The organism is Bacillus cereus group sp. BfR-BA-01309 (genome assembly GCF_022664315.1).
Taxonomy (GTDB): domain Bacteria; phylum Bacillota; class Bacilli; order Bacillales; family Bacillaceae_G; genus Bacillus_A; species Bacillus_A mobilis.
The window spans coordinates 205,924-218,551 of sequence record NZ_JAKUHE010000006.1 but is presented as its reverse complement, the minus strand read 5'-3'; the positions used below and the strand labels follow the sequence as shown (position 1 = coordinate 218,551).

The window sequence follows — 12,628 nt, the reverse complement described above, 5'->3', positions numbered from 1 at the left end:
TCTTTTCTAAAATCATGTAATAACTCTATTTTTGTAGACAAACTGAGAGTAAATAAATGTTTTTGGCATTTCATATTAAACTAGCCTTTTTTACTTTGTTTAACAAACACAAAATACATCAACATACAACTTAACCTCAGTTTGTACAACTATCTTTTCAAAAGGAGTTAGAGAAATCTTGTCACCGTTCAACAAAAAATCTAAAAACATAATAAGCATGTGTATAGAAGTATATGCAAGAACTCCCCCATAAAAGATTCTTATATAATCCGGACTTAATCAATTTTTATTTGCAATTTCGAAAAATACTAAATCTTCTTCTTTTATTTTGAGCATCCATCTTTCCTCATTTCGGCGCAAAACTTATTTTATTTCTTTAGTTTTCTTTTTTTCCTTCTCTTCATAAAGCTTTAGTCTTTTCTGACGTTCCCTTTCATGTTCCTCCCACGAAATATAAAATGATGGAAATTTAAATCTACAATAGGCTAATAATTGGAACTCTGCTGCACCTATGGCTACCGCGTACATGATTAGAGTCCCTCCCGCATACAAACCTAAAATATTTAGTGTATAATCATTATGCACATAAATTAAAATGAGAAGAGTTAACACATAAATTAGAGCACACTTAATTGCAATCCTCTTTGTTTTACTAAAAAATGAAGAGGATTCTTCTCCCGTATTAAATGCCCCTTTACTTGCCTGTCTAAAAGTATCAATAGTCGCTAAAACATGTAAAATGACTGCACCTAAAAATAATAATCCAACATACATTAATGTAATTTGATCAATTGAATAATTTGACATCCCCGGGATTATCAACATTGTAAATGTAATAGTACCTAGCTGAAACGCATATAACAGTACCACAAGTGTTTGTAGTTTCTGAAATTTAAATGGCATCTTAGGAAACAAATAAATAATTAAAAAAATTACTTGAAGACTATAAAGCACTAACTCAAGACTAACAATTATTTTATCAAAGAGAGTCGGGTAATAACTCCAACCAAACCTTATTAACCCTACAATAAGAAAAAACATTATTAATGAAATAAAAAACATCGTTCCAAACATAAACCCTGTAGCCCAATCGGGACTTAAGCGATTCTTGCAAGTACTTTTAAATTCATTTAAATCTTCTTCTTTTATATTCCACATATAATTACACCATCTTTTCTAAAATCATGTAATAACTCTATATTTGTAAACAAACTAGGAATAAATAAATGTTTTGATATTTCATATTAAACTAGCCTTTTTTACTTTTTTTAACAAACACAAAATACAGCGATAGCATTAGTATTAAGCCTATTCCACAAACCAATCCCCCTCCATATTCTTTCTGGTATAAAAAAATAAACATAGTAACAATATAGCTCGGTATTGACAAAATAATGAGCCACTTCCCCAGAAACTCTGCTATTTTATATAAGATTAAAAAAATAAACATAATCCCAACAATAATAGGTGCTATTACACCTTCAAAAAAACCTTTTTCTTTTTTTACGGCTTTAGAATCTTTATTCAAGATCTTACATTCCTCCCTTTGCTAGTTAATTTATGAATAATGTATTCATTCTATCTTCAATATAAGTTTACGAGTATCATTTACAGCTTTCATTTCAGTTTTTGTTTCGCTTTTGTTCTTTCTCTCTTATTCTTTTTCTATTTGCTATAAATTCTTGACGTTCCTTTTCATGTTGTTCCCACGTAATATTAAATGATGGAAATTTAAAGCGACAATACACCAATAGGACGAATTCTGCTGATACTACAGCGAATATATATAATATTATTGTTTGTGTCACATAAATTGCCATTTCATCAAATGTATAATTAAGGTTTAAAAAAATTAATACAAGTAGAACTATTACACTGATTGTTATTCCAATAAAAAAATATAATTTCGTGTCAGTAAAAAATGAGATGGCCGGTCCTTCTAATTTATATCCTCCATACTTTGCTTTTCTAAAAACATCGATCGTTGCTACAATGTGAGTACAAAGCGCCCCTAACATTATTAAACCAATATAAACTAACGTTTTATTATTACTTGGAAAATCAAACATTCCTTCAACCATCATAACGATAAATGGTAATGTTGCTAATTGAAAAGAATAAAATAAAGTCACGATGGCTTGGAGTTTCTGTAATTTAAAAGCAACCTTTGAAGACATGAAAATTATTAAAAAAATCAACTCCAAAATGTATAACTTTACCTCAGATCGTACCAAAAATATTTCAAATGGTGTTAAAGAAATCTTATCACCGTTCAGCAAAACACCTAAAAACATGATGAGCATGGGTATAGAAGTATATACAAAAACTCCCCCATAAAAGATTCTTATATAATCCGGACTTAAGCGATTTTTATTTACAATTTTGAAAAAACCTAAATCTTCTTCCTTTATTTTAAGCATTCATCTTTCCTCATTTCGACGCAAAACTTATTTTTTTTCTTTAGTTTTCTTCTTTTCCTTCTCTTCATACACCTTTAGTCTTTTCTGACGTTCTCTTTCATGTTCCTCCCACGAAATATAAAATGATGGAAATTTAAATCTACAATAGGCTAATAATTGGAACTCTGCTGCACCTATGGCTATCGCGTACATGATGAACGTAAATATAAAGTAACCAAACATTATGCTCAATGAGTAATTATTTTGTATATAAATTAAAACGAGAAGAATTAGTACATAAATTACCACACCAAACATTACATTTTTCTTTGCCTTATTAAAAAATGAAGTAGATCTTTCTCCCATACTAAACGCACCTTTACTTGCTTGTTTAAAAGTATCAAATGTTGTTACACCATGAACAAGTATTGCTCCTAATACTAGTAAACCTACATAAATAAGCGTAATAAAATTAATAGAATAATTACTCATCCCTGGAAGAACAAACGCCGTAAGACCTATAGTACCTAACTGAAACGCATATAATAATATCACCAATGTCTGGAGCTTTTGAAATTTAAAACGTACCTTAGGGATCAGATATATAATAAAAAAGATTACTTGTAGGCTATATAACAACAATTCCATTCTGACTATTACTGTGTCAAAAAGAGTCGGATAGTAATCCCAGCCAAATCTAATTAGTGCTCCAAAAATAAAAAGCATCAATAACGAACTATAAAGCATTCCACCAAACATAAACAACATAGCTCCTTCAGGGCTTAAACGATTTCTACATGTTATTTTAAATTCATCTAAATCTTCTTCTTTTATATTCCACATCCAATTGTCCCACCCTTAACTACATTCACTTAAATCATGTAGATTAAAAATAAAAACCTTCTCATTTTGATGAAAAGAGAAGGTTCTATTAATCTCAGATATTCTTACATTATAATAATGATTCTTTTTAAGCTATTTCATAGTGCTCTGCTATTTTTTTTACACATCTTTTTATATTCCAGCATCCACTCTGCTATTTCTTCTTTCTCTTCGTCAGTGGATTTTTTCTTATATTTAAAACCAATCACTTTCATATCCAAAAATACTTATTCTTCCATTTCCTCATCTACCGGAATACATTGGATAATAACTTTTGTTGTGTTTGAAACTTGTACAAAAATTTCAAATGTACCAACAAACATAGCAACCGTTCGGGATAATTCTTTATTACTAATATATAAAATCATTGCAAGTTCTTCTGCAAATTTAGGTATATAAACAATATATCAAGCATTTCAACAGCTATTATGCAATCATCCACCGATACTTTATCCAATATTTTCTGTTCAATTAATCCCCCAGTTTTATCCCCACACTCTTACTGAAAGTACAAAGGTTTTTCTTTTGAAAATAACCACATATGTAGGCCCCTTACTACTAAAAACAACAATTAGAACTCTTAATTCAAGAATACCTTTATATACTTCTATAAAACAAAACTAAAATTAGGGTTTTACTTTTCATATCTTTATTACTAAAAGTGTACTAAATTATTATTGTGTATCTACTGCAATTTTTATTTCAACATACTGTAACTCTTCATCACCACTAAAAATATGGTAAATAGGTGAGATCATATCAAGTTCATTATCTTCCATATACTGAAGAATCTCAGCATATGCATACTCTGTTAATGTTTCAAAATCTCCTGCATATCTTTTCATTAGCATGTTATCAACATAGTAATAACTTCGAAACTTCATTGTTTCTGATTTAGGAATACTACTCTCATATACTGGCATAAATAATTCAATAAACATATCTCCATCTGATGGTACATTTTTCAGCGCATAAAACATTGGACCTTTGGCCGTTAAATTCGCTTGCGCAATTTCTGTCAATAAATCTTCTATTACTTTTTCCATATCAGTATAGTGAAAAAAATATTCTCTCGATACAACATTTGTATAAGCAATGCTTTGTTCCTCAACTATCATCGCACTAATTCACCTACTTCAATAATAGGAGCATAAATATCCAACCACATATCACCATATACATCTAAACATACGTGATAAAAGCTACTATCTAATTTCATATGATTCTGTTCAGCAGATTCATTTAAAACACGATAAGCGTCTTCAATATCACCATCTTCATCTGAGAATCTAACACAAAGTGCTTCTTCAATAAGAATTGCATCAATATACTCATAAGGTGAATCCTCTTCCATATTTACCCTTCCATTCACTGGGACACAATACATATATTCACCATATTCCGGTTCATTCTCTAATGGTGAATACGTAAAAAGAACAGGTCCTATTGGGTATATATCGTTATGAACTACTTGATTTCTAAGTGCGATAGCTGGTAACAACCAATCATCTTTTTTTACTATTTGAGTGATGCTTATTAAATTTAAAAGCGATAATGCTTTATACTGAACTTTCATAATCCCTACCCCTTATACAGTGATTTATTTATTTCTTCACAAATAGATTCTTCCACGCACATAAAAAAAACAGTTTATGACTATCATTTACAAATCTCATTTCAATTTTTATTTTTCTTTTGTTCTTTTTCTCTGATTCTTTTTCTATTTGCTATAAATTCTTGGCGTTCCTTTTCATGTTGTTCCCACGTAATATTAAAAGATGGGAATTTAAAGCGACAATACACCAATAGGACGAATTCTGCTGATGCAACGGCAAATACATATAATATTATTGTTTGTAAAAAATAGAACACCATTGGCTTTAGCGCAAAATGAATACTTGCAAAGATTAATATCAAAAGGACAACTATATAAATAAACATTCCAATTAACATCCAAAGTTTTGTATTAGTAAAAAATGAGGCTGACTCCCCTTTTAACTTATAGCCTCCATATTTTGCTTTTTTAAAAGTATGGATTGTTATTACAATATGAGTAATTATCGCTCCTAATAATAATAGACCTACATAAAATACTGTTAGATTTTCACAAGAATATCCAAATATTGCTTCAATTAATACATACGCATAACCTACCGTTGCAACCTGAAACGAGTTAAAAACAATTACAACGGCTTGTAACTTTTGTAATTTAAATCTTAATTTCGGAAATGAATAGATTATCAAAAAAAGGATTTGCAGAATATATAATGCTAACTCTACAGAAACAATTATTCGTTCAAAAGATTTTGGATAAGCCTCCCAACCAAGTTGTAAAAAACCCAAAATAATAAAAAACATCGGTAATGAACCATATACAAAGACTCCAACTAAAAATGCCATTACACCATCAGGACTTAATCGGTTTTTATTTGTAACTTTGAAAAAGTCTAAATCTTCTTCTTTTATGTTCCACATTCACTTATCCTACTTTCAAATTTTATATTCATCACCAAAATATTGACTTCAATTTTTTTATAACTGTTACATTCTCTTTCGTAAATTCTTTATAATTTCCAGACTTTAAATTATCGTTCATATTTACCGCCCATTTTACTAATTTCTTTGTTCCGCTAACTACACTTTCGCCTCCCAATCTATCAGATTTTGTGTTTAAGCCTACTGAGATTAGAACACCAGCCACTGCGCCTACCGCTCCTCCTGCCAAGGTACCAAGTGGTCCTAACGCAGTCCCAATCGCTGCTCCAGTTGCTGCTGCTCCCGCTGCATATGCTAAGTCCACACCTGTATCTAATGCAACATCTCTTACATCCTGTAGCTGAAATCCATCATCTTGTGACTGTATAATATTATCTACAACTGTCAACCCCGTTCCCATAATTGCCACACTTTTGAAGAGCGTCCCAGTACCTTTGAGTTTTTTAAATGTCTCTGGCCATTTCTTAAAATTGAATTCGTCAATGCTCTTTTGAAATTCGGTCCCAAATGAATCTGTCCATTTATTTTTAAATGCTTTTAAAAAACCTTCTTCCTTCCGAGTCATCATAAAATCTTCACCCGCTTTAAATTCAGGCAATTTATAAATATCTTTTTTTGCTTGTTTTATTACATTTCTTGTTTCGTTGTTGTACTTGACTTTAAATTTATCTTTAAAAATAAATTTAAAAATAGCATCTTCATTTGCATCTGTAGCTAAAAGTTTGGAAGCCGCTACAATATCGGCATCGTTTAAAGTTTTAAATACATATGCCCCTTTTCCTTTTCGAGCATTAACATCAAAATCAACACCAAATCCCAAATTTTTTTTCATGTAAACAAGGCGTAAATAACCAGAAAATAATCCGACTACTCCTTTTTTCGCTTTACCCGTATATCCCGCAATCATTTTAGCTACTCCAACTATAGATGCGAAGGTTCCTTCAGACAGAAGTTTTTCGGTTGTATCACTAGAAAAGTTCCCTTCAGTCTCTTGTATTTGTCTCATAGCACCATCTAATCCGCGTAACATGTCATCAAAATTTTGAAGATCGTTTTGTTGACTATTGTAAGCCTCTAGTTTTTCTAACGTATCACTGATTTCTTTTTGACTTTTTTCAACCCCTTCAGAAATTCCTGATGATGAGGGATAATGGATCGGAACAATATCATTAATTGAACTGATAGTCTGTTGGGCTAACTCATTCGATTGATTAAAACTGTTACTATACCCATTAATTTTTTGCTTTACATTATCTAAATAACTCCCATAAATCTTCGTATCTGCATCACTATCAACAGAACTATTAAAATCTTCTAATGCTTTTTCAAATTGCATACTTAAGCTTTCTGCTGCGACCATACAACCTGAAATAACACTTCCATGAACTCTAGATAAATGGCCTTTAATTCCATCAGCAGCAGCACCTTGAAATGAATTAATCTCACTAAAATCCGCTATCTTTCCTAATAATGATTCAAACTGTTGATTCAACTCAGTGGCACTTGCTTGAAATCTACTCTGAAGTTCTTTTACTTCTTGTAACTCTATATTTTTATCCACGTTTCTCCCTCCCTATTTTGCATGATAATTTGAATCTATCATTCTTAATTGCTTCTCAAGTTGTTCGTCTTTTTCGACTATTTCCTCCCCAGTTTTTTGTATTTTATTTAAGTCATTTTCTAATATCTGTTCGTATCGCTGCACCTTTTGAGATAACTGTTCAATTGCTTCACAATATTGAATCAGCCTAGTCAAGTTCGTACGATGTAACTGCATACCATTAAATTTAGTCTTACCTAAATCACTAGCCCCACTTTTCAAATCACTTACTTTCGCGTCAAATACCCCTTTATTTAATTTAATTTCCCCCATTTATCATTTCCCCGCCTTCTGTACTTCTACTTGAATACTAGCGTCAACCATTGAAACACTTCTACTTAGAGAAAGAATACTAGACTCACATGTAGCGATTTCTCTTTCAAGCCGCCGTATAGCTTGATCGATGTCTTCTTGCACTCTCCCTAGTTCTCCAATAAATCTCCCTAAATTCGAAATGACTTGTTGTTCATACGTTTCTTTAAAAGTAGTTGCTCTTTGCCCTTTCCAACTACTCTCGTTTATTTCTAAAGACTTAAACTGCTCTTGATTTTGTTTAATTGCTTCAAGATTATTTACAAATTTCCCTTTAGCAGTTATTAGCCTTCTTAGTTTCATTTGTAATTCAGCCAATTGCCCTTGTTGATGACTTATACTACTTAATAAACCAGATTTTTGACTATTTAATTCCGCTATCCCCATGCAAATCCCCCCTTAAATAGTTGGCACTTTAATTCTAGTAGCAAAACGATTTTCAACAAAATACCCTTCAAATGGATTTAATTTTGTACTACTTAAATCTTTATTAGATACATCGAAGACCATTTGGCCTGATGATTTTCTAAGTAAAATAACATGAGATTGCGTTTTTATTGTTTTTGAAACTAAGTCGTATCGACTGTCAATTGAATCAACATCACAGCCAATTACGAAGTGGATGCCCATAAATGCACCATTTGTTATTAATTCCGCCAAACTATATATATCGCTATCTTCTAAATTACTTAAAATATCATTTACATCTGCGATTACGATTACAATCGGCTTAAATTTCTTAATAAATTCTGCCGGGTTCACTGTTTCACTTGATGCTTCCTGCTCCTCTTTAAACGCCGCTTCTCTCGATTTATAAGCATTTGTAACTTGTTTAATCGTTTTCTCAATTCCTGTTTTTTCAGCTACATATAAAGCAGAGCTCTCTCTATAGTTTGAGAAATTGCGTGTTCTTGTATCAATTAAACCTAGGTCAAAGTGACCACTGTCTGCTAACTGTTGAAGGAATTGATGAACTACATTTTCAACTTCATCTTTCTTGATTCCCCCTACAACAATATTAGCCGCTTCCGTTAAATCTAATTCGAGAGGCGTAACGCTTTCTGTTTCTACACCAAATGTTAGTTTGCCTGCTTCAATAATTTTTCTTGTTTCTGGCCATGCAATGAATTCTTTGTATTCCAGAACTTCAGGTACCATAGGAATTGCTTTCGGTCTTTCTCCATCCCAGAAGGAATCCATCTCTTTTCCTTCAGCTTGTATATTTTCAATTCGAGTAAGGACATCTTCTCCATTTGTCGGTAAAGCTGTTTGGAAGATTGTTGGTTCGTCAATTTTAACTAAACCACGGCCTGCTAATTCTTCAATTTTTAACTCTGTTCTTCCTACAATAGCTCTAGATTCTGCCTCATCTATCATATATAGAGCAATTTGTAGTTTAATATTTGTATTTACTTGTACTCTCAATGCATTTTGACGTGTAGCCGTAAGCATTAAATGAATTCCTACTGCTGCCCCTTCACGTACAATTTGTGCAACAATGCGTTCAAAGTCTTCGACAAATCCAGCTTCTCTAACAGCATCATAGTTATCTAACGTAATTAATACTGTTGGTAATACTTCTTTACTAGCTCTCTCATACATTTCAAGACTCGCAACGCCATATTTACTTAGCAATTGCTTTCTATCTTTTAATAAGTCTTCTATGCGACGAAGAAACTTCTCGCATTTTTCAACTTGGTCTAATGTAATGATGTCCGCCACATGTGGTAATGATTTTAATGGCATTAAGCCATTTGTTCCGAAGTCTAATAAATACACATGCAAATGCTCCGGACTATGCTGACGAGCTACATCCATAATGACTGATTGTAAGAATGTTGATTTTCCGTAGCCTGGACTTGAGAAGACCGCTACGTGCCCGTCTTTACTAATATCTAGTGTTAATGGTGTTTGTGATTGTAATTCAGGCTGATCTAGTAGACCAACTGTTGCTTGTAATGGTTTCTTTTCTTTCGTCCATGCTTCTTTGAACTGAATAGCGTGTAAGTCTTGTAAATATACGCTTTCTGGAAGTGGTGGTAACCACGGTCTAGCTAACGCTTCAATTTCATTTATTTCTGCGTAATCGTGAATGTAGTCAATAACAGCATCCAGTTCAGATGGTACGCTTATTACTTCTTTACTGCTACCAAGTCCACTTAAGTCTTCACTTAATATTTCATATTGTCCTAGATCATTTATTGCATAGATTGTTGCGTCTAAATGTTCTTTATCCTCTTTGTTTTCTACATAGTCTGCTCCGCTCCAAGCTGATTGGAATAGTTCATAAATTTCATTATTCCCAACTTGTAAGTAAGCACGTCCTGGTAATGTAATTTCAGCAGCATCTGGTGTTTTTAAAATTTCATTACTATCTGACGTATTTTGAACTTTTAATGCTAGTTTGAATTTCGAGTTACTCCAAATTTGATCATCTACAACACCACTCGGTTTTTGCGTAGCTAATATTAAATGGATTCCGAGTGAACGACCGATACGCGCTGTTGAAACTAACTCTTTCATAAATTCTGGTTGTTCTGACTTCAGTTCCGCGAATTCATCACTAATTAAAAATAGATGTGGCATCGGTTCACTTACTAAGCCTTCTTTATACAGTTTTTGATACTGATTAATATGGTTTACATCATTTTCCCCAAATAATCGTTGTCTTTTTTGTAATTCAGCTTTAATTGATGCGAGCGCCCTCATACTTTGTGCTCCATCTAAGTTCGTAATTGTTCCTAATAAATGCGGTAAGTTTTTGAATAAATTCGCCATACCGCCGCCTTTATAGTCAATTAGTAGAAAGGCTACTTCGTAAGGGTGGAAATTGACTGCTAGAGATAAAATATACGATTGTATAATTTCCGATTTACCTGAACCTGTTGTACCTGCTATTAACCCGTGTGGTCCGTGTGCTTTTTCGTGTAAGTTTAAGTTTACGATATCTTCTTTACCACGTAATCCAAGTGGTACAGCTAAAGATTTATGCGCTGCATTTTTCTCCCAACGACTTGTGATATTCAGTTCTTTTACTTTTTCAACGCCGTACATTTCTAAAAATGTTACGCTTTCTGGAATACTATTTTTTAAGTTTTGCAAATGATTTAACGGTGCTAATGCTCGTGAAACATCTTCTAAATTGAACCCTTTCGGTACGTGATTGAGTTTAAATTGACGGTTAACAAGCTCTCCTTGTTCTAAGATGATGTTCCCTTGTTTTGCATCTCTTATATCAATTACCGTTTTCACATGCTCCGGTAAACTTTGCATAACATCTTGTACAAATACAAGTGATACACCTAATTGACTCGGATCATCATTAAAGAATTCCATAACAACATGGTCTAGTATTAGTTTTTCATCTGTAATGAGAACGACGTAGTGCGGTGCAAAGTACATTTTTTCATTCGTGGAACTTTTTTCATCTAGTTTTAATTTTCGTTCTTTCAATATTTGATACAAACTATTTAACACTTGATCACGGCTACGATCATGATATACAAATCCACGTACATTTATATCGCGAACACTTCCATGAGGTAACCAGCGCATCCAATCCCATTTTTCTTTTTCTTCTTCAGGAAAAATAGTAATAAACTGCAAGTCATAATAACTATGGAATAACGCGGTTTGTACAACTAATAATTGTAATTGTTCTAACACTAAAGAGCGTTGTCCAATATAGCCAACCGGTCCATTAATCAAATCTGTTACAACGGGTACATCTTCCAAAGTAAGATAACGCTGTCTTAGTTCACGTGCTATATCAATTAATTCATCTTTCGTTTGACTAAATTCTTCTTCATTAAATTGGATTTCAAAACTCGTATTAGCTTGTCCTGTCCCAACGCTAAATGTTAAAAAATCATGATGTAGCATTGTTTTTTCATAAATACGTGGATTTACTTGCACAGCCATATTACGTATCACTTCAACATTTGGATTATGATATTGTAATGCATGACGCTGTTTTTCACTTTCTGCATGTAAGTCTTTCGTTTTTTGTTTTATATACTCTCTATAACTTTTATCACGTTCAACTATGTCAATTTTATATTGCTTTAAATTTTTTATATAAGATGTGACAGAAACAATAATCGTTACTAATGTCATCGCAATCGATGCAATAATAAACATTCCATATTTCATAAAGATAGCAAGTAATACTGTTACGACAATCATGACAAGAGATGGTGCAATGATTCTTGCCAAATGCTCAGTCGGTTTTGACGGCATACTTGAAGGTTTTGCAATTGTCATTTTCTCTTCTGGTTCACGGTAAATAATACGTGGTGAACGATGATAGTCTGGATAACCACTTTGATAATTTGTTTCTGATTCTACTAAAATAGGTAACGTAGATTTAAGGTTCTCTTCTGAAGACAATACTTGAATATCTTCACTGCCTATTTCTACTAAAACACCATCAAAATATAATACGTCTCCAGCTTCTAACATAACGCTATCTTTTATCTTCGTATAATTATGAAATACATCTCCGTCATATACGTTCACTTTAAAAGAATCGTACAACGTTTCACGAGATAGCATTAAATCTACATTTGTCCCAGCAATAGAAATATCATCATAACTGTTTTGACTCAATGTAAGAGAATGTTTCGTTCCGATATCAAACACTTTAGTTGTGCCAACAATAGATATAAAGATTTTCAAGCTCACATCTCTTGTTTTCCCAATCTCAATTTCCTTATTGAACTCTATTAATTGATTTTGTACCATCCAAGCATTTACTTCATTACTCCACTTTAACTCTACTTCTTGTTCTAAACTTGGATTCGTAATATCATTTGTCCACTCTTTTCCAATCGACACTATTGATTGCTCATTTGGATGTAATGTGCACTTATATATTTTGTCTCCATAAGTCAATACTAATAGTTGCTCCATCCGTGTTCACTGCTCCTTTTCAACTGTC

General features: G+C 32.5%; 12 protein-coding genes and 1 pseudogene. All 13 read right to left on the bottom strand.

The annotated features are described in order from the left end of the window. Window positions 1–120: 120 nt before the first annotated feature. Window positions 121–336, bottom strand: a pseudogene (locus MR115_RS13905) (hypothetical protein); the annotation flags it as partial. Between the two features lie 27 nt (window positions 337–363). Then, complete coding sequence (locus MR115_RS13900) at window positions 364–1,158, bottom strand: hypothetical protein (RefSeq protein ID WP_242241689.1); 795 nt, start codon at window positions 1,156–1,158, stop codon at window positions 364–366. Window positions 1,159–1,249: 91 nt separating this feature from the next. Further along, on the bottom strand, window positions 1,250–1,528 hold the full coding sequence (locus MR115_RS13895; protein WP_242241688.1) for a hypothetical protein: 279 nt from the start codon (window positions 1,526–1,528) through the stop codon (window positions 1,250–1,252). 94 nt (window positions 1,529–1,622) lie between these two features. Beyond that, on the bottom strand, window positions 1,623–2,420 hold the full coding sequence (locus tag MR115_RS13890) for a hypothetical protein (RefSeq protein WP_242241687.1): 798 nt from the start codon (window positions 2,418–2,420) through the stop codon (window positions 1,623–1,625). Window positions 2,421–2,447: 27 nt separating this feature from the next. After that, window positions 2,448–3,242 (bottom strand): hypothetical protein, encoded by a 795-nt coding sequence (locus MR115_RS13885; RefSeq protein ID WP_242241686.1) that lies wholly within the window; start codon window positions 3,240–3,242, stop codon window positions 2,448–2,450. 266 nt (window positions 3,243–3,508) lie between these two features. Next, complete coding sequence (locus tag MR115_RS13880; protein ID WP_238601968.1) at window positions 3,509–3,649, bottom strand: hypothetical protein; 141 nt, start codon at window positions 3,647–3,649, stop codon at window positions 3,509–3,511. A 306-nt stretch (window positions 3,650–3,955) separates the two neighbouring features. Next, window positions 3,956–4,399: a DUF5085 family protein gene (locus MR115_RS13875; RefSeq protein ID WP_242241685.1), complete on the bottom strand. Its 444-nt coding sequence runs from the start codon at window positions 4,397–4,399 to the stop codon at window positions 3,956–3,958. Beyond that, entirely contained in the window at window positions 4,396–4,857 is a 462-nt protein-coding gene (locus MR115_RS13870; protein WP_242241684.1) for a DUF5085 family protein, read from the bottom strand. The genes MR115_RS13875 and MR115_RS13870 overlap by 4 nt, the downstream gene beginning before the upstream one ends. 101 nt (window positions 4,858–4,958) lie before the next feature. Next, a complete protein-coding gene (locus MR115_RS13865; RefSeq protein WP_242241683.1) occupies window positions 4,959–5,756 on the bottom strand; it encodes a hypothetical protein in 798 nt (265 codons plus the stop codon). 31 nt (window positions 5,757–5,787) lie between these two features. After that, the gene (locus MR115_RS13860) at window positions 5,788–7,338 is read right to left on the bottom strand and encodes a T7SS effector LXG polymorphic toxin (RefSeq protein WP_242241682.1); all 1,551 of its coding nucleotides are present in this window, start codon (window positions 7,336–7,338) and stop codon (window positions 5,788–5,790) included. A gap of 12 nt (window positions 7,339–7,350) precedes the next feature. Beyond that, on the bottom strand, window positions 7,351–7,650 hold the full coding sequence (locus MR115_RS13855) for a TIGR04197 family type VII secretion effector (RefSeq protein WP_242241681.1): 300 nt from the start codon (window positions 7,648–7,650) through the stop codon (window positions 7,351–7,353). Window positions 7,651–7,653: 3 nt separating this feature from the next. Continuing rightward, a complete protein-coding gene (locus tag MR115_RS13850; RefSeq protein ID WP_242241680.1) occupies window positions 7,654–8,076 on the bottom strand; it encodes a YwqH-like family protein in 423 nt (140 codons plus the stop codon). A gap of 12 nt (window positions 8,077–8,088) precedes the next feature. Next, complete coding sequence (gene essC / locus MR115_RS13845; protein ID WP_242241679.1) at window positions 8,089–12,600, bottom strand: type VII secretion protein EssC; 4,512 nt, start codon at window positions 12,598–12,600, stop codon at window positions 8,089–8,091. Window positions 12,601–12,628 lie beyond the last annotated feature (28 nt).